This is a genomic window from Galbibacter orientalis DSM 19592 (genome assembly GCF_000260115.1).
In the GTDB taxonomy this organism is placed as follows: domain Bacteria; phylum Bacteroidota; class Bacteroidia; order Flavobacteriales; family Flavobacteriaceae; genus Galbibacter; species Galbibacter orientalis.
This window is the reverse complement of the sequence record NZ_JH651379.1, coordinates 3,194,914-3,218,440: the sequence shown is the minus strand read 5'-3', so window position 1 is coordinate 3,218,440 and position 23,527 is coordinate 3,194,914. Positions and strand designations below refer to the sequence as shown.

General features: G+C 33.1%; 22 protein-coding genes, 1 other RNA gene and 1 pseudogene. 12 read left to right on the top strand and 12 right to left on the bottom strand.

Going from position 1 to position 23,527, the window contains the following annotated elements; translation table 11 throughout:
• Window positions 1-426, bottom strand: a complete 426-nt coding sequence (locus JOOMADRAFT_RS14160; protein ID WP_008614557.1) for a PaaI family thioesterase — start codon at window positions 424-426, stop codon at window positions 1-3.
• A gap of 37 nt (window positions 427-463) precedes the next feature.
• Here JOOMADRAFT_RS14160 and JOOMADRAFT_RS14155 point away from each other — a divergent pair, with 37 nt between their 5' ends.
• Complete coding sequence (locus JOOMADRAFT_RS14155; protein ID WP_008614556.1) at window positions 464-1,024, top strand: GNAT family N-acetyltransferase; 561 nt, start codon at window positions 464-466, stop codon at window positions 1,022-1,024.
• Between the two features lie 92 nt (window positions 1,025-1,116).
• Entirely contained in the window at window positions 1,117-3,216 is a 2,100-nt protein-coding gene (gene recQ, locus JOOMADRAFT_RS14150) for a DNA helicase RecQ (protein WP_008614554.1), read from the top strand.
• Window positions 3,217-3,942: 726 nt separating this feature from the next.
• Here the strand turns inward: recQ and dnaK are convergent.
• The gene (dnaK, locus tag JOOMADRAFT_RS14145; protein WP_008614543.1) at window positions 3,943-5,862 is read right to left on the bottom strand and encodes a molecular chaperone DnaK; all 1,920 of its coding nucleotides are present in this window, start codon (window positions 5,860-5,862) and stop codon (window positions 3,943-3,945) included.
• Window positions 5,863-6,069: 207 nt separating this feature from the next.
• Here dnaK and JOOMADRAFT_RS14140 point away from each other — a divergent pair, with 207 nt between their 5' ends.
• A complete protein-coding gene (locus JOOMADRAFT_RS14140) occupies window positions 6,070-6,600 on the top strand; it encodes a hypothetical protein (protein WP_008614542.1) in 531 nt (176 codons plus the stop codon).
• 72 nt (window positions 6,601-6,672) lie between these two features.
• Here the strand turns inward: JOOMADRAFT_RS14140 and fsa are convergent, their stop codons facing one another.
• The gene (fsa, locus tag JOOMADRAFT_RS14135) at window positions 6,673-7,329 is read right to left on the bottom strand and encodes a fructose-6-phosphate aldolase (protein WP_008614540.1); all 657 of its coding nucleotides are present in this window, start codon (window positions 7,327-7,329) and stop codon (window positions 6,673-6,675) included.
• Between the two features lie 182 nt (window positions 7,330-7,511).
• An RNA gene (ffs, locus tag JOOMADRAFT_RS19945) (signal recognition particle sRNA small type) lies at window positions 7,512-7,609 on the bottom strand.
• Between the two features lie 89 nt (window positions 7,610-7,698).
• Between ffs and JOOMADRAFT_RS14130 the strand changes: the two genes are divergently transcribed.
• Together JOOMADRAFT_RS14130 and JOOMADRAFT_RS14125 are read left to right on the top strand one after the other, a co-directional pair.
• Entirely contained in the window at window positions 7,699-8,751 is a 1,053-nt protein-coding gene (locus tag JOOMADRAFT_RS14130) for a glutaminyl-peptide cyclotransferase (protein WP_008614539.1), read from the top strand.
• Window positions 8,752-8,825: 74 nt separating this feature from the next.
• A complete protein-coding gene (locus tag JOOMADRAFT_RS14125) occupies window positions 8,826-9,215 on the top strand; it encodes an acyl-CoA thioesterase (RefSeq protein WP_008614538.1) in 390 nt (129 codons plus the stop codon).
• Between the two features lie 213 nt (window positions 9,216-9,428).
• Here the strand turns inward: JOOMADRAFT_RS14125 and JOOMADRAFT_RS14120 are convergent, their stop codons facing one another.
• The 8 genes and pseudogenes from JOOMADRAFT_RS14120 to JOOMADRAFT_RS14085 form a co-directional block, all read right to left on the bottom strand.
• A complete protein-coding gene (locus JOOMADRAFT_RS14120) occupies window positions 9,429-10,661 on the bottom strand; it encodes a glycosyltransferase (RefSeq protein ID WP_008614533.1) in 1,233 nt (410 codons plus the stop codon).
• An 8-nt stretch (window positions 10,662-10,669) separates the two neighbouring features.
• Window positions 10,670-11,293, bottom strand: coding sequence for an L-threonylcarbamoyladenylate synthase (locus JOOMADRAFT_RS14115; protein WP_008614532.1), 624 nt, complete (start codon window positions 11,291-11,293; stop codon window positions 10,670-10,672).
• Between the two features lie 109 nt (window positions 11,294-11,402).
• Window positions 11,403-11,663, bottom strand: a pseudogene (locus tag JOOMADRAFT_RS14110) (restriction endonuclease); the annotation flags it as partial.
• Between the two features lie 3 nt (window positions 11,664-11,666).
• Window positions 11,667-12,479, bottom strand: coding sequence for a hypothetical protein (locus JOOMADRAFT_RS14105; RefSeq protein WP_008614529.1), 813 nt, complete (start codon window positions 12,477-12,479; stop codon window positions 11,667-11,669).
• Between the two features lie 4 nt (window positions 12,480-12,483).
• Window positions 12,484-13,368 carry a DUF488 domain-containing protein gene (locus JOOMADRAFT_RS14100; RefSeq protein WP_040880120.1) on the bottom strand — a complete coding sequence of 295 codons (885 nt, stop codon included), beginning with the start codon at window positions 13,366-13,368 and terminating at the stop codon, window positions 12,484-12,486.
• A gap of 61 nt (window positions 13,369-13,429) precedes the next feature.
• Entirely contained in the window at window positions 13,430-14,014 is a 585-nt protein-coding gene (locus JOOMADRAFT_RS14095; protein ID WP_008614525.1) for a virulence RhuM family protein, read from the bottom strand.
• Entirely contained in the window at window positions 14,015-14,353 is a 339-nt protein-coding gene (locus JOOMADRAFT_RS14090; RefSeq protein WP_083833481.1) for a restriction endonuclease subunit S, read from the bottom strand.
• A 247-nt stretch (window positions 14,354-14,600) separates the two neighbouring features.
• The gene (locus JOOMADRAFT_RS14085; RefSeq protein ID WP_008614524.1) at window positions 14,601-16,931 is read right to left on the bottom strand and encodes an ATP-dependent helicase; all 2,331 of its coding nucleotides are present in this window, start codon (window positions 16,929-16,931) and stop codon (window positions 14,601-14,603) included.
• Window positions 16,932-17,162: 231 nt separating this feature from the next.
• Here JOOMADRAFT_RS14085 and JOOMADRAFT_RS14080 point away from each other — a divergent pair, with 231 nt between their 5' ends.
• The 7 genes from JOOMADRAFT_RS14080 to JOOMADRAFT_RS14050 all read left to right on the top strand — a co-directional run bounded on the left by JOOMADRAFT_RS14080 (window position 17,163) and on the right by JOOMADRAFT_RS14050 (window position 23,329).
• On the top strand, window positions 17,163-18,437 hold the full coding sequence (locus JOOMADRAFT_RS14080; protein WP_008614523.1) for an amidohydrolase: 1,275 nt from the start codon (window positions 17,163-17,165) through the stop codon (window positions 18,435-18,437).
• 23 nt (window positions 18,438-18,460) lie between these two features.
• Complete coding sequence (locus tag JOOMADRAFT_RS14075; protein ID WP_008614522.1) at window positions 18,461-19,375, top strand: sugar phosphate isomerase/epimerase family protein; 915 nt, start codon at window positions 18,461-18,463, stop codon at window positions 19,373-19,375.
• Window positions 19,376-19,646: 271 nt separating this feature from the next.
• On the top strand, window positions 19,647-21,251 hold the full coding sequence (locus tag JOOMADRAFT_RS14070; protein WP_008614521.1) for an FMN-binding glutamate synthase family protein: 1,605 nt from the start codon (window positions 19,647-19,649) through the stop codon (window positions 21,249-21,251).
• A gap of 11 nt (window positions 21,252-21,262) precedes the next feature.
• A complete protein-coding gene (locus tag JOOMADRAFT_RS14065) occupies window positions 21,263-21,781 on the top strand; it encodes a DUF7935 family protein (RefSeq protein WP_008614520.1) in 519 nt (172 codons plus the stop codon).
• A 367-nt stretch (window positions 21,782-22,148) separates the two neighbouring features.
• Entirely contained in the window at window positions 22,149-22,568 is a 420-nt protein-coding gene (locus JOOMADRAFT_RS14060) for a DUF3995 domain-containing protein (protein ID WP_008614513.1), read from the top strand.
• 154 nt (window positions 22,569-22,722) lie between these two features.
• Window positions 22,723-23,028, top strand: a complete 306-nt coding sequence (locus JOOMADRAFT_RS14055; RefSeq protein ID WP_008614512.1) for a nucleotidyltransferase family protein — start codon at window positions 22,723-22,725, stop codon at window positions 23,026-23,028.
• Window positions 22,997-23,329, top strand: a complete 333-nt coding sequence (locus JOOMADRAFT_RS14050) for a HepT-like ribonuclease domain-containing protein (protein ID WP_008614511.1) — start codon at window positions 22,997-22,999, stop codon at window positions 23,327-23,329. Before JOOMADRAFT_RS14055 ends, JOOMADRAFT_RS14050 begins: the two co-directional genes overlap by 32 nt.
• Window positions 23,330-23,527 lie beyond the last annotated feature (198 nt).

Genomic DNA, 23,527 nt, shown 5'->3' with positions numbered 1-23,527 from the left:
CTATTTAGATTTTGGTAATGCAATTGTTGTTAGTTTACAAATAGAAATAAGATTTTTTTCTGAATCTGTAATTTTAATTTCCCATAATTGAGTAGTTCTTCCCTTATGGATAAAAGTAGCTTTTGCAAAAACCCAGCCTTCTTTAATACTTTTTAAATGATTTGCAGAAATTTCTATTCCACGGATAAAAAAGTCTTCGGTATTTAAAAACAAATAAGACGCTGCACTTCCAACACTTTCTGCTAAAGCCACCATTGCTCCTCCATGCAGTACTCCATCTGGTTGATGTACTTTTGACGTAACTGGCATTTTAGCAATTAAATAATCTTCTCCTATTTCGGTATATTCAATTTCAAGGGTTTCCATAAGCGTATTTTTACAACGCTCACGTATATTTGCTAATATTTTTTCTTTATCAAGATTCATAACGCTACTTTTGAAGTGTAAAAATACAACAACCGCGATGAATATCCCGACCCTTGAAAACGAAATTGTAAAACTGATGCCTTTGTCTCTCGACAATTTCAAGAATTTATATGCAATAGCTTCTGAAAAAGATTTGGTACAATACTCGCCTTCAAATATATCCACATTACAAGCGCTAACCGATTATGTGAAAACGGCTCTTGATCATGCAGAAAAAAATTTGGCGGTTCCCTTTATTATATATGATAAAAGAACCGAGCGCTATGCAGGAACTACTCGTTATATGAATATCGACTGGAATAATAAAGTGCTTCATATAGGTTCTACATGGATAGGAAGAGATTTTCATGGAAACGGACTTAATACGGTTATGAAACATTTAATGCTGGATTATGCTTTTTATAAAATGGAATTTGAAAAAGTAGAATTTAGAATTGACGAACGTAATATTCGTTCTAGAAGAGCCGTTGAAAAATTAGGCGCTAAATTTGAAGGACTGTTAAGGAAAAATGTATACTTACTTAATGGTTTTAAAAGGAATACATGCTGCTACGGAATTCTTAAAGAAGAATGGGATTACTACAAAAAAGCAAAGTAGAATCTTACTTATCCACTTCTTATTATTATTTCTTATCAAAAAACATCCAATTAGATTTCAACAGTGATTAGTATTCTGTTTCTTTGCAAATCATGATTGAAGAAACTACCATATTAAATACCCTTAAAGAATATTTTGGGTACGATTCGTTTAGACCGCTACAAAGAGAAATTATTGATACCATTTTAAATGGAAATGATTGCTTGGTTATTATGCCAACTGGTGGAGGTAAGTCTATTTGCTATCAATTACCTGCATTACTACAAGATGGTTTAACTATTGTTATTTCTCCTCTTATTGCTTTAATGAAAGATCAAGTGGATGGGTTAAATGTAAACGGAATTCCTGCTTGCTTTTTAAATAGTAGTCAATCTACAGCAGAGCAAGAAGTTATTTTTAACGATATAGAAGCCAAAAAAATAAAACTTCTGTATGTTGCGCCCGAGAGTCTTTCGTATTTGGAAAATATTTTTAGCTCTACAAAAATTAGTCTTATTGCTGTAGATGAAGCGCATTGTATTTCCTCTTGGGGACACGATTTCAGACCCGCATATACACAACTTGGTTTTTTAAAAAACAGGTTTCCTAATACTCCTCTTATTGCACTTACTGCTACTGCAGATAAAGCTACGAGAGAAGATATTGCTAACCAATTAAATATTTCCAACGCTAAAAAGTTTGTAGCTTCTTTTGACCGTAAAAATTTGAGTTTAGAAGTACGACCGGGTACAGATAGAATCAAACAAATAATTCAGTTTCTAAATAAGCGTCCAAATGAAAGTGGTATTGTTTATTGCTTAAGTAGAAAAACTACAGAAAGTATTGCTGAAAAATTGCAACAAGCAGGTTATAACGCAGAAGCATATCATGCTGGAGTTAATCATGATGGTCGCTCAAAAGTTCAGGAAGATTTTATAAATGATAAAACCCAAATTGTTTGTGCTACCGTAGCTTTTGGAATGGGAATAGATAAGTCCAATGTACGCTGGGTAATTCATTATAACTTACCTAAAAATATAGAAGGTTACTATCAAGAAATTGGTCGTGCTGGTAGAGATGGGCTTCCATCTTATACGTTACTTTTTCATAGTTATGCTGATGTAGTACAGTTGCAAAAATTTGCTGAAGGTGCAGGAAATAGTGAAGTACAATTGGCAAAGCTAGAACGAATGAAACAATATGCCGATGCACTTTCTTGTAGAAGAAAAATATTGTTGAGTTATTTTGGAGAGTTCATTGAAAAAGATTGCGGTAATTGTGACGTCTGTAAAAACCCGCCTCAATTTTTTGATGGAACTATTACTGCCCAAAAAGCACTTTCTTGTGTAGCAAGATTAAAAGAAAATGAAAACATCGGACTTGTTATAGATGTTCTAAGAGGATCTCATAATCAACAGGTATTAGAAAACGGTTATCAAAACTTAAAAACATACGGTATTGCCAATGATATTTCGTGGAGAGATTGGCAGCATTACATCATCCAAATGGTAAATCTTGGATATTTAGAAATTGCTTTTCATCAGAAAAACACATTAAAGTTAACACCACAAGCCAAAGAAGTCCTCTTTAATAATAAAAAGGTAGCACTCACAAAACCACAGGATACACTAGTAACCGAGAAAGCTGCAAATACAAAACAAGAAAAAACAAAAGACACGCTATTTGAGCGGTTACGCAAATTACGCCTCTCCATTTCTAAGGAAGAAGATATCCCTGCTTATCTTATTTTTAACGATGCCACGCTGAAAGAAATTGAAGCTGAACGCCCTCTAACCGATGAAGATTTTATGCAAATAAATGGTGTTGGTAGACGTAAAATGGAAAACTACGGATATCAATTCATTAAAGAAATTATAAAATTCAACAAGGAAAAAGAACAGAAAAAAGGTCGGAAAAAAGGAAAAACATATCTAGAAACATACCAACTCTATAAAGATGGTCTTTCTATCGAAGAAATTGCAGGACAAAGAAAACTAAGCCTTACTACCATATATTCCCATATTTCCAAATTACACGAAGACGGAAAAGACATTAATTTAATGCAATTTATTAATGAAAACGACCTAGAAGCTGTTAAACAAGCAAAAATAACGTTAAACGATCCAGATCAATTGAAAACATACTATGAGTATTTTGAAGAAGCAATTGATTATTGGACTATTAGGCTGTGCCTTACCATTTTAAAAAAATAATCACTAATGTCCTAGTAAAATACAAGGACGCTTCGCTGTAAAAACAAAGACTAAATCTTAACTATCATAAAATAAGCCGCTTGAAGAAAAAACTTTACTAAAACCCTCTTTTTATTCATTTTTATTAATAGCCAGGGAGCCTTATAAACCCCATTTAAACCTTGATATAAATGGAGTTCCATAAATTCTGTTAACTTTTATCGGACAGCAATAAAAAATAATAAGAATCTACAAATGTTAAAGTTATTTAAAAGCTTATCCTTTTAAGCAACCATTATACGTATCTATCATCATATAATTGCAATGATAAAATAAAAGATAATGGATACAGAATCGTTTTTAGTACAAATAGGTAAGTTAGCTGCAGCTTTAGGTTTAGCAATATGGTTAATTAAAGAAGTTGGTTTTTTTCTTTTACGAAAGAAAAAACATTCTTGAAGAAAGATTAATCTTAAGAATGAACTAGAAAAAAATTACACGAATTACATGTATTCCAATTAACATAATTAAACTCAATATACTATATTTTTAGTTCTAGATTAAATAACAGATATAGTGGATGGATTATTAGTTTCAATTGGAGTATACTCAGCTATCTCTGGTCTTATTATTTTTATATGTTTAGAAATTTATAAAAATTTAAAATAGTAAGAAATTTGATTAACGTTTTAAAAAAAAAACCCAAAACGAAAGTTTTGGGTTTTTTTATAGTATAATGTAAGTGTATTACTTAACTTCTTCAAAGTCTACATCCTGTACATCGTCTCCTTCTTTTGCACCGCCTTCTGCGTTTGCATCTCCTCCTTGAGCATCTCCAGTTGGAGCGCCATTTTGCTGCGCCTCTGCTTGTGCTTTATACATTTCTTCAGAAGCAACTTTCCAAGCTTCGTTGATTTTATCTAAAGCTGGTTGAATGGTATCAACTTCTTTAGTTTCATAAGCTTTTTTCAATTCTTCTAAAGCATCTTCAATAGGTTGCTTTTTATCGGCAGAAAGTTTATCTCCAAACTCTTTCAATTGCTTTTCAGTTTGGAAAATCATTCCATCTGCTTCGTTAAGCTTATCTACTTTCTCTTTCGCTTTTTTATCAGCATCGGCATTTGCTTCTGCTTCTTGCTTCATCTTTTGGATTTCTTCATCTGTTAATCCAGAAGAAGCTTCAATACGGATGTTCTGCTCTTTATTTGTTCCTTTATCTTTTGCAGAAACATTGATAATTCCGTTAGCATCAATATCAAAAGTAACTTCAATTTGAGGTACTCCTCTTTGTGCTGGTGGAATTCCATCAAGGTGAAAACGTCCGATAGTTTTGTTATCCGCAGCCATTGGTCGCTCTCCTTGTATAACGTGAATTTCTACAGATGGCTGATTGTCTGCCGCAGTAGAGAATACTTGAGATTTTTTAGAAGGAATTGTTGTATTCGCTTCAATTAATTTAGTCATTACTCCTCCCATAGTTTCAATTCCTAAAGAAAGTGGTGTTACGTCTAATAATAATACATCTTTTACATCTCCAGTTAATACTCCACCTTGAATAGCAGCACCTACGGCTACAACTTCATCTGGATTAACTCCTTTAGAAGGTTTTTTTCCAAAGAATTTCTCTACAGCCTCTTGAACTGCAGGAATTCTTGTAGAACCACCTACTAATATAACCTCGTCGATGTCGCTTTTAGAAAGACCTGCACTTTTTAATGCTTTTTCGCAAGGCTTAATTGTACGTTCTACTAAATCTGCAATTAATTGTTCAAATTTAGATTTAGTAAGCGTTTTAACTAAGTGTTTAGGTCCGCTTGCTGTAGCTGTTACATATGGTAAATTGATTTCTGTTTGGTTTGCAGAAGACAATTCAATTTTAGCTTTCTCAGCAGCTTCTTTTAAACGTTGAAGTGCAATAGAGTCTTTTCTTAAATCGATATCTTCTTCAGCTTTAAACTCTTCAGCTAACCAATCGATAATTTTTTCATCTACATCATCCCCTCCTAAGTGTGTATCTCCATCGGTAGCAAGTACTTCAAAAACGCCATCTCCTAATTCTAGGATAGATACATCATGTGTTCCTCCACCAAAATCGAATACTACAATTTTTTGGTCTTCTCCTTTTTTATCTAATCCATAAGCCAATGCAGCTGCAGTAGGCTCATTTATAATTCTATCTACTTTTAATCCTGCAATCTCTCCAGCTTCTTTTGTAGCCTGACGTTGAGAATCGTTAAAGTATGCAGGCACAGTAATAACTGCTTGCGTTACATCTTGCCCTAAGTAATCCTCAGCAGTTTTCTTCATTTTTTGAAGAATCATAGCCGATAATTCTTGTGGGGTATATAAACGACCATCAATATCTACTCTTGGTGTATCGTTATCTCCTTTTGTTACTTTATAAGGTACTCTTCCTACTTCTTTTTGAGATTCAGAGAACTTGTTCCCCATAAAACGTTTAATAGAATAAATCGTTTTATTTGGATTGGTTACTGCTTGACGTTTTGCAGGATCCCCTACTTTAATTTCTCCGCCTTCAACAAAAGCAATCACAGAAGGTGTAGTTCTTTTTCCTTCAGCATTAGGTATTACAACAGGTTCGTTTCCTTCCATTACGGAAACACAAGAGTTGGTTGTACCTAAGTCAATTCCAATAATCTTACTCATGTTTATGTTTTTATAGTGTTTGAAATTCTATTTTCGATTCGTGTTGTAAAAGTCAATCTTTGTGCCATTACATTAAAAATGACAAACTGTCAGAAAAGAATCTTAGACCTGAAGCATTAACATATCCTTATAACTCCTTGGCAAGCCATTAACATCTAACACGCTGCTAAATGCGTATATTAAAGTATAATCAAAACAGAAAAAGACATGAAAAATTTAATCGTATTATCTGCAATTATTTTGACATCTACCTTTGCGTTTTCGCAAAATAAAAATGTTTTAGAAGAAACAGTTACTAAAACTACCAAGATTAAAACAAATAAAGGAGAACAAGAATTAAAAGAACAAGTTCAAGTTACTCAAGAGCAAGATGTTCAGTTGGATGCTTCTGATAGAAATAAAATTAATCAGGATCTTACTACATCTCCTGTTAAAGTAACTAAACAGGAAACGGTTATTGAAGGAGATAGTAAAGTTATTCTTGACAAGAAAACTAATTTTGTATGTGAAGACGCTAGATGCGATTTTCTTCCTACTGAAAATGGATTTACTATCAATTCTTCAAATAAGGATTTAAATGCCACTACGTATCAATCAACAAACAATAAATATATTGTTGAGACAAGTAATGGTAAAGGGATTGGATATTTTGATGGAGATGAGAATTTCATTGTTGAAATCCATGATAAAGACAATAATACCGTTATAAAAAGAGTTTACAAACAACAACCGCAATAATAATTGATTACCATATAATAAAAAAGAGCCGTCTATAAGCGGCTCTTTTTGTATCTATAATATTTCTAAATTCTATTTATTTCCTTTATTGTAATCTGCCAAGAATTTCTCTAAACCGATATCTGTAAGTGGGTGGTTTAATAATCCTGTAATTGCAGAAAGAGGGCCTGTCATTACATCTGCACCTAATTTAGCACAATCAATAACATGCATTGTATGGCGTACAGAAGCAGCAAGAATCTCTGTTTCAAAGCCGTAGTTATCATAAATTAAACGGATATCAGAAATAAGTCCTAATCCATCTGTAGAGATATCATCCAATCTTCCAATAAATGGAGAAACGTAAGTTGCTCCAGCTTTAGCCGCTAAAAGCGCTTGTCCTACTGAAAATACAAGCGTACAATTTGTTTTTATTCCTTTGTCTGAAAAATATTTAATTGCCTTTACACCATCTTTAATCATTGGTACTTTAACAATTATTTGCTCGTGTAGAGCAGCTAATTCTTCTCCTTCTTTTATGATATTGTCATAATCTGTTGCAATAACTTCAGCAGAAACATCACCCTCAACAATATTACAAATGTCTACGTAGTGTTTTAAAATATTCTCTCTTCCTGTTATTCCTTCTTTTGCCATTAAAGATGGGTTTGTTGTAACTCCATCTAAAACTCCTAAAGCTTCAGCTTCCGCAATTTGCTCTAGATTTGCTGTGTCTATAAAAAATTTCATAGCTTATTTATATTCTAGTTTTACATTAATTATTAAGTAAAGATACTGCTCTATTTTGTCTTTTTAGCCTAAAAAACAAATATGCTATACAAAGTTATAATTTATTTAATATTCCAGAGAACAATTAGGGAAACTTTAAAAAGAAGAATGCCAATATAGAAAAGTTAAATTTATGGCATAAAAAAAGGCAAGCTACCTACATCGCACCGCTCAACCATATACCCTTGCTACGTTCCCGTCCTGGGGGATTCTACAGGAGCTAGTCGTGTAGGACTTGCCGGGTGCAAATTTACAAACTTTTTATCTTTACGCAATAATTTTACAATCTTAATTTTATTAAATAACTTGCCTAAAAATTAATAATAGCCCATGTATTTCTATAAGTTTTTAATCATCAGCTTTTTAGTTGTTTCTATTGGTGGATGCAACTCGAATAATTCTTCTGAAAAAAAGTTATTTTCATTAAAAATAAGTTCAGATTCTAAGAAAATTCAGCAAGGAAATGTCTTAAAAATCCAATTGGAGAATAAAAAAAATAAAGAAATTGACTCTATTTCGTATCAATTACACGGAAAAAGAATCAACCTAACAAACAATTCTTTTAAATTAAATGCCGATAAATTAGGAATTCAAAAACTAGAAGCTACTGTATATTTTGAAGGGGAAACGGCTACGGTGTCAGAAAATATTACTGTTCTAGCTTCTCAAGCTCCAAAAGTTTATACCTACGAAATTATAAACACCTATCCTCACGACATAAAAGCATATACTCAAGGTTTAGAATTTTATAACGATACTTTATATGAAAGTACTGGTAGAAAAGGGATTTCTTCGCTTCGAAAAGTAGATTATAAAACTGGAGATATATTAAATAAAATTGATTTGGACAACTCTTACTTCGGGGAAGGAATTACTATTATCAACAATAAAGTGTACATGCTTACATGGCAAGCTGGCAAAGGCTTTGTGTACAATTTAAATACATTTGAACAACTCGATTCTTTTACCTATAACCAAAGCAAAGAAGGTTGGGGACTTACACATACTCCCGATGGTAAAAAGATCTATAAAAGTGATGGAAGTGATAAAATATGGATTTTAAATCCTGATACTTTAGTCGAAGAAGATTTTATTGAAACAGTTACTAATTCTTCTGTTTTTAATAAAGCTAATGAATTGGAATATGTAGACGGAAAAATATATGCCAACGTTTATTTAAAAGACAGCGCCATGATTATTGATGCTAAAACGGGAGCTATTATTGGAGTTATCGATTTTAGAGGGCTTAAAGACAAGGTAAAACAACATGCCGATTTAGATGTTTTAAACGGAATTGCATACAACCCTACTTCTAAAACGTTTTTTGTGACAGGTAAAAATTGGGATAAAATGTTTGAAGTAACTATTAAAGAAAAGAAATAGGCTTTAGGCTTTAGGTAAAAAATATAATTTCATTTAAAATTCAAAATTCAACACTTAAAATTTAAAATTAGGATTTGAAAGAATTTACAGAAATAATTACGGTTAAGGAAGACGATTTAGATGACTTATTTCATGTAAATAATGTGCGCTACCTTCAATGGATTCAAGATATTGCAAAGAATCATTGGCAAACGGAAGCTACCACAGAAATGCTGGATAATTATATTTGGATGGTTCTTAATCATTATATAGAATATAAAGGACAAGCTTTTTTAAATGATGAAATTCTCCTAAAAACATACATCAAAAAAGCAGAAGGCGTTACCTCAACACGGATTGTAGAGATTTACAATAATACTACCGATAAGTTATTGGTAAGCTGTAAAACCAATTGGTGTTTAATAGATAAAAACAGTAAACGCCCTATTAGACTTACAGACGATTTAAAGAATTTATTTACTTGATAATCGAGATTTGAATAATCCTAGATAGTTTACATAATTTTACTAAACCTCTATGGACATAAAGTCTGTTATGCCACGAATACACAAATAATTTTTAAATGCAAACCAATATATATTCGTGTATTCGTGGCGTATAATAAATCTTTAGAAGTTAAAGCGGATGAATTTATGCTTTTCTGAAAAATATGTTAGATGAGAAAAGAATTATGACTTTTACAGCTTTTTATTCTTCTCTTCAATCCACTTCGACATATATTTACTTGCCTGTGTAGTTTGCTGGAGTAGCATACTACCTATAAAATTAGTGGTTCGATGCGCATTTATATCTTCAGAAATTATATCGAGCGTAGTTTTAAAATTCAGTTTATGTACTGAAGCATCAAAACGCATATTTAAAATTCTATTCCCATTTTTTACTGCTTGTTGCCACTGCTCTTCTTCTAAATACAAAGCCACAGAAGCATGAGCAAAATCCATTGGGTTATCAAATATAAATCCGTTCCAATTATAATTCCCATTAATTCCCTCTGCCCCTACAGAGGTGGTTACACTTGGAGTTTGTGCCTGCATGGCTTCAAGGAGTTTCCCTTTTAATCCAGCACCAAAACGTAATGGAGCAAGCATAATACGTGCTTTTTGGATTACCTCAAAGGAATTTTCTGCCCAACCGTATACTAAAAAGTTCTCTTTTTCATTATGAAGATTGTAAACCTTTTCGGTAGCATAGGCTCCATAAATATGCAATTTTGCTTTTGGTAATTCTTTTCGGATAATAGGCCAAACAGTTTCTTTTAAAGCTAAAACCGCATCCCAATTGGGAGCATGAATAAAGTTTCCTATAAAAATAAAATCCTCTTTTTGTTGAAAGGAAAACATATTCTCTTTCTTTTGCGGAAGAAGAAAAGGAAGGTAACAAAGTAGCTTTTCATCTACCTTAAAAACCTCTTTTAAAAGCTTCATTTCTACTTCAGAAATAATTAATGAAACATCACAACGGTAAATGCTAGCCAATTCGCGCTTTGCTAATTCGCTATTTAGCAATACGTTATTAGTAATATCTGCACTTCCTTTTAAAGATTTCTGTCGCTCATTCCTTAAAAAGTGTAAATCCTCTGTATCCAATATTCGCATAGCATTTGGAGCATGTTCAGCTACACGCCAGCCAAATTGCTCTTCCATCATATACCTATCAAAAACAACAATTTCTGGTTGTAAATCCTTCAGAAAATCGTCAAAAGAAGAATTATTTAATTCTATTTCTTTTTGTTGAACTCCTTCGGAGAGCAAATTATGAACATGCACACTCTGCTTTGCAGGTGATGAAAAAACAACCTTCGCGCCTAAATTCTTAAAAAAATGAATCAATTGAAGCATTCTACTACCAGCAGCAGAAGAGGTAGGTTCTGGCCATACGTAACCTATAAAGAGAATAGTTTTATTTATCATTCATTAAGTTATAAAACATCATCAATATCTCCTTTTCCCTCACGAACTATTACAGGTTCACTCCCCGATAAATCTATAACAGTTGAGGCTACATTATCTCCATACCCCCCATCAATTACAACATCAACTAAATTATCCCATTTTTCAAGAATCAATTCTGGATCTGTGGTGTATTCTATAAGTTCATCTTCGTCTCGAATAGAAGTTGACACTATTGGATTTCCTAATTGCTCTACCAAAGTTCTCGCTATATTATTAGCTGGAATACGTATTCCAACAGTTTTCTTTTTCTTAAAATCTTTAGGAAGCGAATTATTTCCTGGCAATATAAATGTATAAGGACCAGGTAGCGTACGCTTTAATATTTTAAATGTAGCTGTGTCTATCTGGCGGATATAATCGGATAAATTGCTCAAGTCTGCACAAATAAAAGAAAAGTTAGCTTTCTCAAGTTTCACCCCTTTAATACGCGCTATTTTTTGCAAGGCTTTAGAATTGGTAATATCACAGCCTAAACCATAAACGGTATCGGTAGGATATATTACCAATCCGCCGTTACGTAACACCTCCACTACCCTTTGAATCTCTTTAGGGTTAGGGTTTTCTTCATAAATACGAATTAGTTCTGCCATATTCTTTCTATTTTAAGTGACATTTTATTATCTCTTGATATACTAATTATCAAACTAACACTTAACCCGCTATTGCTTATACACATCTTTGTTACCTGCTGGCTTTCTTCCGTTCTGCATAATCTTTGGCTTGTCCTAAACCTTGTGTATAATACTCATCTCTTTTTTTGGCTTCTACAATTCCAATACGTCTGTTTTTGTATTCCAAAACATAATCGGCAAACAAAGTTGTGGCACGCCTATTTTGACCAATAAGACGACCTTTAGTAATAGGAAACTCCAAACGCAAACGACTGCCCTCAACAATATCCCAACCTGCCTTGCGTAAAGCAGGTTCTATTAAATCGTGTTTGGTTTGTGCTTCATTCATTCTTTAAAATAGTCTTTGCTGTGTTTCTATTGGCGGATGAAATGTACCAATAATCACAAAAGGATTTGGTGCTCTAAGTTGATTAAGTTTTGTAGTACCTAAGAAAAAATAAAGGTCTTTAGTTTTAGCAAAGTCATCCCAATATTTTTTCTTAACGTCTACACAAGCTGCTTCTTCATAACCATTATGCTTTTTTAAACAGTTCCAATACAATGCACCAACTTCCCAATCTTCATTCATTAAAGTTGCTTCACGACCATTACAATCTTCAAAGGTGTAGCTAAATTTATAAGGTAGTTTCTTTACAACTTCAAAGGTACTTTTGTCTTCAAATAAATTACCCTGCTGTAGTGTTGCTTTTTGTTTTTCACTCCAATCTCTTGCTGATTTTTCAATAACAAAGTCTTTTATTTTTGTAGGTTTAAAAACTGCTAAAGAAGTATATAAACCTTCGGTTTTTGCTTCTTCTATGAGTTTTGTAAGGTTTGTATAAATATTTTGCAAAACAATTCCCTTACGTTTTGCCCATTTGTACTTGGTGTCTAATTTATCACCAAAAAGTATTAAATCATCTGTGTCTATATCTATTGGTCTGTAACTTTCTGGCCTAAAATCACTTTTGTTTTTTATCAAATCCATTTCTATCCATTGGTATTTTGGATATTGTTGGACGTAGGGCAGTTTGCGAAACGGCACTGGGTAAATTCTAATCCATTCTCCATTTTCTTTCATACCAGCCGTACAAACTGTCTCTTCGTATTTGGTTGAAATAGAAGGGTATGTTTTGACCGTGATTAGAACTTTAATTTTTGCCATTAGGTTAGATATGTTTTACTTCATAATTAAATCCTTCTATACGCTTAATGGCATTTGCCAAGTGTTTTCTATGACACTGGTGTATATTTTTTTCAAAACAAGTGAGCGCTATTCGTTTTTCTGCTTTCAATAGTTGAAATATTTCTACTTGTTTTTGTTTTTCAGTTGCCAGCACACTCTCTTTATAATCTTCAAAAAGTAGGTCATAATCTGCTTGGCAGGTTAATTCTTTTCTTTTATCAGATTGTATACCCACCTCTGGTATATGATAAAACTTTATACCCACCCCTTCACAAGCGTTTTTTAATTGAGATTTACTAAACCCATATTTCATACTAAACGAGTTTTTACGTACATCGCATAAAACCTTTACATCATTTAAAATTAACTTGTTGATATAGGTCTCTAAACTTATACCTTCATATCCAATAGTATATAGAATGGTTTCTGTCTTTTTTCTTTTTTGCGCTTCTACCTTTTTTAATTCTTCTTTGTTAAGCACATCCTTTACAATGGTGCTTTTAATAGCAAAGTAAGGATATTGCTGATACGTTAGTACAATCAATTCTTTTGCAGTTAAACCACCGTATTTTCTTTTAGTAGCTAATACTGCAGATTTATCTTCTTGTTTTAGGGTTTCAAAATAATTGATTTTGTCTGCACAAACCCAAGACTTATCGTCTTGTGTTACAAGTTTGTATTTGGTAAGTGTGGTTAAGTCTGCATTGGCTTGGAAAGAAAAGCAACCGTACTTATAAGGCACAAAATCGTAACTCTTCTTGTCTTGATTTCTAGTAAGTAAAAACAGTAGTTTTTGTAAGCTCAATTTTTCAAGCTTTCCATCAAATGATTGTAATAAAGCTAACACTAATTTTCTTCTGTAATACATACCTTTCATAAAATATTTGTAACCTTAGTTATTACAAAGTTACCAATTTGCCTTTATTAATTTAACTTATAGCTTCTTTTTTGGTTAGTCCTTTGGTATCTAATTGCTCATGGTCATAATCATCTAGTAGGCACAAACCTTTTGCAAAAGTTTCCAAAATAACATTGTCTGAATCTTTTTCTTCAATAGTAATAGTTGCAACTCTGGTTAAAATATGAATACCATCTTTAAGCATTCTTATTTCTTGTTCTTTTTGAGCTAGTCTTTTTTCATTAATGGCATAACCTTTTACTAAATAATCTTTTAATACTTGGCTTGCCCAAATACGAAACTGTGTTGCTCTTGCTGATTTCACACGATAACCTACAGATATTATAGCGTCTAAATTATAGTGCAGTTGCTTACGCTTTACGGTTCTTTTACCTTCTTTTCGAACTTGTAAGAAATCCTTACAAGTTGCTGTCTCGTTTAACTCTTGCTCTTTGAAAACACCTTTTAAATGCATGGTTATGTTTTGCGGTGTTGTTTCAAAAAGAACAGCCATTTGTGCTTGAGTAAGCCAAACAGTATCTTGCTCAAATTGTACCGAAATTTGAGTTGAGCCATCTTGGGCTTGATAGATTTCTATTTGGTTGTCAATATTCATTTATGCATTTTTTGCATATGCCTTATTCATTGTTAATTCATCATTATCCATTGTCAACTCACCCGAAAACACTTTTTGTAAAATGGATTTTTTGAGGTCTTCTAAGTTGATGAGTTTTTGTTGGTAGTAGGATTCTATTACACTTATACTCTCAACTAACCCACTACAAAGTCTTACAACATCTTTTTGTGTTTCCAAATCGGGAATATGTATTTCTAATGCTTTTACATAATTCAAATTAACTCCTTTTACTGTCATTCCAATTCCATCATTTTCAACTTTTTTTGCGATAGATTTATACCAAAAGAATAAAAACTCTCTATTTAGGTCTTTGCTAATTGGATATCAACTACCTCGAGGCAAGCCTACGAGGTATTCAAAGGAAACAAATCAAACCCATTTCGATGCAGAGCACTTCGGTAAACTCAGTACAGGCTCTGGGGAATTAAACCCTCAATGAGGGATTAAGCCTTTCAAATCCTGATTAATAGCGGTGTTTTGATTTAAAAGACAAACTTTCCCAAGCCCTACTCTCTGAATACTGAACACTCCCCTTCAACTTTACCTACTTTCCAAACTCATCTCCCTATCCAATTACTTCCAATTTTGCAAAACGGAGTAATAGTTTTTTCAGCCCTCCAGTATCAAATCTAATTTCTGCTTTTTTATCATTTCCAACCCCTTCAATACTAATAATAACTCCATTTCCAAATCGGGTATGAGATACCTTATCTCCAACCGACAAGCTGTTATGGTCTCCTCCATCTTGCGCTACAGGCTCTCCTAAATCGGGTTTTAATTTTCTTAGTTTTCGCAATTTCTCTTCAGAAGGTTTATGTGAAGTTGGCGGAGTTCCTGCTGTAGGTTTTTTTAGTCGGAATTTACTCTTATCCACTTCTCCAAAAATATCAGCATCTATCATTGGTTTGTATCGATAGCTTGCATCTAATGGAGGGGTTAAATACTCTATATATTTATCCTCAATTTCTTCAATAAAACGACTCGGTTCTGCGTCTATTAATTTCCCCCATCTATACCTACTTTGTGTATACGTAAGATACGCTTGTTTTTCTGCTCGTGTTAGAGCAACATAAAAAAGTCTACGCTCCTCCTCTAGTTCACTCCGCGTGCTCATACTCATTGCCGACGGAAATAACTCTTCCTCCATTCCTACAATAAATACATAAGGAAATTCCAATCCTTTTGCCAAGTGAATGGTCATTAACGCAACTCGGTCATCATCTCCAGTATCTTTATCCAAATCGGTTACCAAAGCAACATCTTCCATAAACTCCGCTAAATCCCCTTTAGCATCGGCTACTTCCTTTTGTCCCTCTACAAAATCTTGAATTCCGTTAAGAAGCTCTTCAATATTTTCCATACGAGCAATCCCTTCTGGAGTTCCGTCTTTTTTAAACTCTTGTAAAAGCCCAGATTTTTTAGTAACGTGCTCTGCTAACACAAAAGCATCTGCTGATTGATTTGTTACCTGAAAGCTCTTAATCATAGTAATAAAATCCTCAAGCTTTCTTCTCGTTCCCGAATTAATTTTTAAATCTATTTTATCGAGATGCTCCATCACTTCAAAAATAGAACGCTTATAATGATTTGCTGCTACCGTAAGTTTCTGAATGGTTGTTTGTCCTATTCCACGAGCCGGATAATTAATAACTCTTACCAATGCCTCTTCATCTTTCGGATTCAAAATGAGTCGCAAATACGCCAACACATCTTTTATCTCTTTCCGTTGATAAAATGAGAGTCCGCCATAAATTCTATAGGGAATATCTTTTCTACGCAATGCATCTTCAATGGCTCTAGATTGGGAATTGGTTCGATACAAAACTGCAAAATCTCCGTCTTTTAATTGAAGTTGCATTTTGTTATCAAAAATAGTTGAAGCCACAAATCGCCCTTCTTCAGCATCGGTTACAGAGCGATGTACTTTTATAGCATTTCCATCGTCATTATCAGTCCAAACAACCTTGTCTAGTCGCGTTTTATTTTTTTCAATAACTGAATTTGCCGCATTTACAATATTTCGAGTAGAGCGGTAATTTTGCTCTAAACGATACATTTGAACATTATCATAGTCTTTTTGAAAGTTCATAATGTTATTAATATTAGCCCCTCGGAAAGCATAAATACTCTGCGCATCGTCTCCAACTACGCATATATTCTGAAACCTGTCGGACAATGCTTTTACAATTAAATATTGAGAGTGGTTTGTATCTTGGTACTCATCCACCAAAATATATCTAAAACGATCTTGATATTTAGCTAAAACTTCTGGAAAACGAGTTAATAGCTCGTTAGTTTTCAGTAATAAATCATCAAAATCCATTGCTCCCGCTTTAAAACAACGCTCACAATAAGCTTGGTATATTTCTCCCAAACGTGGTTTTTTTGCCATAGCATCGGCTTCCATCAACTCAGCATTATTAAAGTAAGCCTTAACTGTTATTAAGCTATTTTTATAAGAAGAAATTCTATTTTGAACTTGCTTGTATTTATAAACGTCCTTATCCAATCCCATTTCTTTAATAATAGAATTAATAAGTCTTTGAGAATCTTGAGTATCATAAATAGTAAAATTGCTAGGATACCCTAGTTTATCGGCTTCATAACGTAATATTTTAGCAAAAACCGAATGGAATGTTCCCATCCATAAATTTTTAGCTTCACTGTTACCTACAATGCTGGCAATCCGTTTTTTCATTTCTCGGGCTGCCTTATTCGTAAAAGTCAAAGAAAGAATATTAAACGCATCTACCCCTTGATTCATCAAATACGCAATTCTATAAGTTAACACTCTTGTCTTTCCAGAACCCGCTCCAGCAATAACCATTAGGGCACCATCTTTATGCAATACAGGCGCACGTTGCGCTTCATTCAACTCTGCTAAATACTTTTCCAATGTAATTCTTAATTTTTAAGGTATTGTAAGCTACAATATAAGTAGATTTTATCGCACTAAAATATAATTAAAACATATAAAATAACGCAATTTATTTAGTCGGTCAAGTTACCTAATATGTAGCTATTTTTTCAGGATAAATATAAAAATTTATAAACATAACTATTAAATTAGGTATATTTACTATTCAATACAATTTAGTATCATCTCAATAACATAAACCTTAAATTAATGATTAAAACATATACGCTACAATTTCTGTTTTTGTGTGTTAGTTTTCACGCATTTTCACAAAACAATCTCGATGCAGACATAGCTTCTGTAGAACAAAAAGTTATTGAATGGAGACACTATTTTCATGAAAATCCAGAATTATCAAATCGTGAATTTAATACTTCTGCTAAAATAGCCGATCATCTTAAAAGCCTTGGTTTAAAAGTAACTACAGGAGTTGCTAAAACAGGAGTTGTTGGTATTTTGGAGGGCACTAGTTCTGGAAAAGTAATTGCTTTACGTGCAGATATAGATGCACTCCCTGTAACAGAACGTAACGATTTACCATTTAAATCTACTGTTACAGCTACCTTTTTAGGCGAAGAAACTGGGGTGATGCACGCTTGCGGTCATGATACACATATTGCTATTATGATGGGCGTTGCTGAAGTGCTCAGTAAAAACAATGACTTTGCTGGGACTGTTAAATTTATCTTCCAACCAGCAGAAGAAGGTCCGCCACCAGGAGAAGAAGGTGGCGCCAAACTTATGATTAAGGAAGGTGTATTAGAAAACCCAAAAGTAGATGCCATTTTTGGACTTCATATAAATTCTGAAACTCCTGTAGGCACTATTCGGTATAAACCAGGAGGAACAATGGCCGCTGTGGAACGTTTTGTTATTGATGTTAAAGGAAAACAAACCCATGGTTCTGCTCCTTGGAGCGGTGTAGATCCTATTCTTATTTCAGCAAAAATTGTGGATGGTTTACAAACTATTATTAGTAGAGAAGCTCCTTTAGTAGATGAAGCCGCTGTAATTACTGTTGGGAAAATTACTAGTGGCGTTCGTTTTAATATCATTCCAGAAACAGCACAAATGATTGGTACCGTTAGAACGTTAGCCCCAGAAATGCGTACCCTTATTCTAAAAAGAATGAAAGAAATGGTTCCTGCAATTGCCAAAGCCTATGGTGGAGAAGCTTCGATTGAAATTGAAAATTTTACAGCAATTACGTATAATGATGAAGCACTTGTAACACAAATGCTTCCCTCTCTTCAGAAAGTAGCAGGAAAAGACCATGTAGAATTAGTAAAAGCCACTACTGGCGGAGAAGACTTCTCTTTCTTTCAAGAAAAAGTTCCAGGATTTTATTTTTTCTTAGGAGGAAAACCTAAAAATGCAACAGAAGCTGCACCACATCATACTCCAGATTTTTATATAGATGAAAGCGGACTTATACTTGGAGTGAAAGCTTTTACACAAATAGTAAACGATTATTTAGCAGAGTAATCAACAAACTTTATCCTTAAAAAATGAGTCGATTGATAAAATCCCCTTCTACTAAAAGAGAGTTACCAATAATGCTATTAATTGCATTATTTCTCTTAATTCCTCTTTTTGCTACATCTCAAAATAACATAGAATTCTATCAAACCTCATGGGGGAAGGATACTAATTTCTCAGAATTCTGTAAACAAGCAAAAAAAGATGGCTATGCTGGAATTGAAACAAGATTACCAGAAAGCAATAAAGTGGAGCAAGAAGAACTAAAAAAGGCATTAAAGGACACTAATTTAAAACTTATTGTGCAGGCCTATGTAAACACTAATGTCCCAATTGATGAAGCTTTATTGTTATATGAAGAGTTAATCGAATTGGCTGTTAGTTTTAATGCAGAAATGATAAATTCCCACACGGGTCATGATTTCTTTTCAGTAGAAGACAATATGAAGTTTATCAATCTTGCGAAGCAATTAAGTGAGAAGCATCATATTCCCATTTATCATGAAACACATCGATCTCGGATGAATTACAGCGTTCCAGTAACTAATCATTATTTATCTTTAGATGACCAATTTATGCTAACACTCGATATTAGTCACTGGATGGTGGTACACGAGTCTTTATTAGAAGGAAAAGATGATTTTTTAACTGAAATTCTAGATAGAACCCGATTAATTCATGCACGTGTAGGACATTATGAAGGCCCACAAGTAAACGATCCCAGAGCTCCAGAATGGAAAAAAGCGGTAGACAGACATATGGATATTTGGGAAGAAATTATCCGAAAAACATGGTCTCGTGGTGAAACCATGAAAATTACTACCGAGTTTGGCCCTGCAGGATATTTGCCAACCTTACCCTATACACAACAACCCGTTTCAGATCAATGGGAAGCTAATTTATTTATTATGAAAGCTATTAAAGAGCGAATGAAAATTGATTAATTTTGTATAAAATTTGAATAGAACTTAGATTAACTTCAATGTAAATACAAATCAGTTATTTTATAGTTCTTCAAATCAACTACCTCGAGGCAAGCCTACGAGGTATTCAAAGGAAACAAATTAAACCCTCAATGAGGGATTAAAGTTTACTTCCTCTAAGCAAGCCAGCTAGGCATTTGGAGGAAACTCTAAAAAGTATTTCGAAAAGCGTTTCAGTAAAATCAGAACAGGCTTTGAAACATTAAAACCTCACATAGTGAGTAAGATAGATATGCAAATAGTATTAGATTTTTTAACAAACATTAGTTGGTGGGTATGGGCGCTCATCGTATTAGGTCTTATTGCCATTAGAGATATATTCTTTAATAAAAAGCACATTATAACACATAACTTCCCCGTAGTAGGACATATTAGGTATTTACTAGAAAGTATTGGTCCAGAATTACGCCAATATATTGTAGCTAATAATAGAGAAGAACTCCCTTTTAACCGTATTGAACGGGGATGGATATATGCTTCTGCAAAAAATGAAAATAATTATGAAGGCTTTGGTACCGATAGAAATATCCATGAGTCGCATTACGTTTTTATTAATAATGCAATGATGCCTTATAAAATAAAGATGGATCATCCCAATGCAAGCGATCCTTACTTTTTGCCCTGCGCTAAACTTATTGGAGAATACAATAAAAGAAAACGTCCATACAGACCAGCATCTATTATTAATGTTTCTGCTATGAGTTTTGGTTCGCTTTCTGCACGCGCCATAGAATCTTTAAACAAAGGATGCTATTTAGCCCATGCGTACCATAACACAGGAGAAGGCGGACTCTCCCCTTACCACAAAAAGGGAGCTGATGTAATTTTCCATATTGGAACAGGATATTTTGGGGTTCGAGACGATCAAGGAAATTTTTCTATGGAAAAATTAAAAGCCTTAGTAAACGAATATCCTCAGATTAGAGCTATCGAATTAAAGCTTTCTCAAGGAGCAAAACCTGGTAAGGGCGGAGTACTTCCTGCCTCTAAAATAACAAAAGAGATTGCAGAAATACGCCATGTTCCTTTAGGAAAAGATGTTTTATCGCCTCCAAATCATTCTGCCTTTTCAAATGTGGAAGAAATGGTTGATTTTATAGAAAAGATTGCTGAAGAAACAGGCCTGCCTGTTGGTATAAAAGCTGCAATTGGAAAATTAGACCAATGGCGAGAGCTTGCCAGCATTATGAAACGCACCAAAAAAGGCCCCGATTTTATTACGGTTGATGGTGGTGAAGGTGGAACAGGTGCTGCTCCACCAAGTTTTGCCGACCATGTATCTTTACCGTGGGTATATTCTTTTAGCGATTTATATCGAGTTTTTAAAGATGAAGAAATTACCGAGAGAATAGTTTTTATAGGAAGTGGTAAACTAGGATTTCCATCAAAAGCAGCTATGGCATTTGCTATGGGAGCAGATTTGGTAAATGTTGCCAGAGAGGCTATGCTTAGTATTGGATGTATTCAAGCCAAAGTTTGCCATAACAATACCTGTCCGAGTGGTGTGGCTACACAAAACAAATGGTTACAAGCAGGTATTAACATTGAAGATAAAGCCGAAAGAGTAAGTTATTACTTTAAAAATTTCAAAAAAGAATTGATAGAAATAACACATGCTTGTGGTTACGAACACCCTTCTCAACTCACCATGGAAGATGTAGATATTAATTTAGGCGATAAAAGTTTAACCCAACCCCTAGCAAATGTATATGGCTACAATAAAGTAGAAGTTCCTTTTAACGGAACAGAAAGTTTATTAAATTGCCCTCACTTAGGTGGACATTATACCACTAAAACAGCTATGGATAAATTTAAAAATAAACAAATACGCTATTAATTAAAATCCCCATGAACGAATCTAAAATTATCGAACTTTTATTTTTTATACTCCCTGCATTACTTACTGGAGCAATTGCCTATTATTTTTTTAGTCTCCATACTAAAAATGAAGAAGGAAGAAGACGTTTTTTACTCCATAAGGAAATGGATAAAAATACCCTTCCCATTCGCTTACAAGCATACGAGCGGATGGCACTGTTTTTAGAGCGAATTAACCCTTCTAAATTACTCATAAGAGTGGCTCCTGAAAATGCTGATAAAGAATTATATGAAGCGCAACTTATTGCTACGATTGAAAATGAATTTGATCATAATTTAGCACAGCAAATTTATATTTCCGACGAATGTTGGAATGTTATCAAAGCTTCAAAAAATGCAACCATACAAATTATTCGAAAAGCAGGAATGAATGCTGATAGCGCTAACAAATTAAGAGAAGAGGTCTTAAATAATTTTCTCGACAAACAACCACCATCTAATGCCGCTTTAGGTTATATCAAAAAAGAAATCCGAGAATTGTTTAGTTAGTTGTTAAGCATTAAGTAGAAAATTGTATTTGAATGATAAAACATCATAATTATTATAAAGTTCACTTACCCAACAAACAGTATAAAGGAGAAAGTGAATACGAAATAGCTGAAATTTTAATGGAGAAAGTTCACTTGGCTTCCAATGGATAATGGACTAAAAACTATACTCCTAACAATCCAAAAACTAACCAATTGGAAATAAGCCTATATCCATCTATTCTCTAAACTACCCATAAAATAAACTATTCTGAAAATATAAAAAATTAAACTTCAAAATACCATAAAATATTGCATAATAATTATAATTTCAATATTAAATTCTAACTGTGAAATTTTAGAAAAAGACATTTAACCATACTAAAATTATGATTCTATCAATTTTATTAAGCTTAATCCTAATTGTCCTTGGAATGATTCATTTAAATTGGGTTATTGGAGGAAAATTTGGATATGTAGAATCCTTACCTACCAAAGAAAATGGAGAAAGAGTGCTGAATCCTAAAAAGATTGATAGTGCAATAATAGGAATTGGATTAATAGCTTTCGGTATTTTTTATATGATTGAGTCTGGACTTATTGAATACAGTTTACCTGAATGGATTATAAAATATAGGGGTTGGATAATCCCAATAATATTCCTTTTAAGAGCAGTTGGCGAATTTAAATATGTAGGTTTTTTTAAAAGTGTGAGAAAAACTGACTTTGGAAAACTGGATACAAAACTCTTTTCTCCTTTGTGCTTGATAATTGGAATATTAGGTATAATAATCCAACTTATAAAATAGAAAAAGGCACACGACCTACTCACTTGAAAAACACATAGATTTTCTCATAACGAAACCATATCCAAACATGTTGCCGTAAGTTGACAAAAAATCTAGATTCAAAAAAATACATTATATTAGTATTATGACTTTAAAAGAATCTATTAAATATAAAATGGCGGAATTCCTTTCATTATGTAAAGCTCATAATGTAAAGAATTTATACGCCTTTGGTTCTTCTATTACCGATCAATTTAATGAGGATTCTAGCGATATAGATTTATTAATTGAAATTGACAGCGTTGATCCAATTGAACGAGGTGAAAACTTAATGAACATTTGGGATAAATTTGAAGTTTTTTTTCAAAGAAGAGTAGATTTATTAACCTATGTTTCTATTAAAAATCCTATCCTAAAAAAGAATATCGATTCAACAAAAATTTTAATCTATGACGGAAAAGAGCAGAAAGTATCTATTTGATATTTTATTAGCCATCGACTTAATAGAAAAATTTATAGTTGACATTACAGATTTCAATAGTTATCAAAATGATTTAAAAACCCAAAGTGCAGTTGAAAGACAATTAGCAATTATTGGAGAAGCTTTAAACCAACTCAAAAAAATCGACCCTGATTTGGAAATTGAGAATGCTAAACAAATTATTGCATTTAGAAATAGATTGATTCACGCTTATGACAGTATTGATAATTCAATAGTTTGGGCTATTATAAATCGATTCCTAAAAAATATAAAGGCAGAAATACAAGAGCTAATTAAATAAAAAACCTACTACCAACACTGTATCTTATAGTTCTTTGTGTCTAACTTTTCTACAAGAAAAATCCATACGGATTAGCAAGTAACAAAACCATTACCAAACATGTTCATAAACATTATGAATAAAAAATAAGGAATTAAAAAAACCGAGAAGTTATACATAACTTCTCGGTTTTATATTTTTTGTACTAAAATCTCAGTA

Coding starts and splice junctions, on each gene's coding strand:
- JOOMADRAFT_RS14120 (WP_008614533.1), bottom strand. CDS start 10,661: ATGATAAATAAAACTATTCTCTTTATAGGTTACGTATGGCCAGAACCT.
- JOOMADRAFT_RS14080 (WP_008614523.1), top strand. CDS start 17,163: ATGATTAAAACATATACGCTACAATTTCTGTTTTTGTGTGTTAGTTTT.
- recQ (WP_008614554.1), top strand. CDS start 1,117: ATGATTGAAGAAACTACCATATTAAATACCCTTAAAGAATATTTTGGG.
- JOOMADRAFT_RS14105 (WP_008614529.1), bottom strand. CDS start 12,479: ATGGCAAAAATTAAAGTTCTAATCACGGTCAAAACATACCCTTCTATT.
- JOOMADRAFT_RS14065 (WP_008614520.1), top strand. CDS start 21,263: ATGAACGAATCTAAAATTATCGAACTTTTATTTTTTATACTCCCTGCA.
- JOOMADRAFT_RS14155 (WP_008614556.1), top strand. CDS start 464: ATGAATATCCCGACCCTTGAAAACGAAATTGTAAAACTGATGCCTTTG.
- dnaK (WP_008614543.1), bottom strand. CDS start 5,862: ATGAGTAAGATTATTGGAATTGACTTAGGTACAACCAACTCTTGTGTT.
- JOOMADRAFT_RS14050 (WP_008614511.1), top strand. CDS start 22,997: ATGACGGAAAAGAGCAGAAAGTATCTATTTGATATTTTATTAGCCATC.
- JOOMADRAFT_RS14070 (WP_008614521.1), top strand. CDS start 19,647: ATGCAAATAGTATTAGATTTTTTAACAAACATTAGTTGGTGGGTATGG.
- JOOMADRAFT_RS14095 (WP_008614525.1), bottom strand. CDS start 14,014: ATGAATATTGACAACCAAATAGAAATCTATCAAGCCCAAGATGGCTCA.
- JOOMADRAFT_RS14160 (WP_008614557.1), bottom strand. CDS start 426: ATGAATCTTGATAAAGAAAAAATATTAGCAAATATACGTGAGCGTTGT.
- JOOMADRAFT_RS14055 (WP_008614512.1), top strand. CDS start 22,723: ATGGCGGAATTCCTTTCATTATGTAAAGCTCATAATGTAAAGAATTTA.
- JOOMADRAFT_RS14075 (WP_008614522.1), top strand. CDS start 18,461: ATGAGTCGATTGATAAAATCCCCTTCTACTAAAAGAGAGTTACCAATA.
- JOOMADRAFT_RS14060 (WP_008614513.1), top strand. CDS start 22,149: ATGATTCTATCAATTTTATTAAGCTTAATCCTAATTGTCCTTGGAATG.
- JOOMADRAFT_RS14100 (WP_040880120.1), bottom strand. CDS start 13,368: ATGTATTACAGAAGAAAATTAGTGTTAGCTTTATTACAATCATTTGAT.
- JOOMADRAFT_RS14115 (WP_008614532.1), bottom strand. CDS start 11,293: ATGGCAGAACTAATTCGTATTTATGAAGAAAACCCTAACCCTAAAGAG.
- fsa (WP_008614540.1), bottom strand. CDS start 7,329: ATGAAATTTTTTATAGACACAGCAAATCTAGAGCAAATTGCGGAAGCT.
- JOOMADRAFT_RS14130 (WP_008614539.1), top strand. CDS start 7,699: ATGTATTTCTATAAGTTTTTAATCATCAGCTTTTTAGTTGTTTCTATT.
- JOOMADRAFT_RS14140 (WP_008614542.1), top strand. CDS start 6,070: ATGAAAAATTTAATCGTATTATCTGCAATTATTTTGACATCTACCTTT.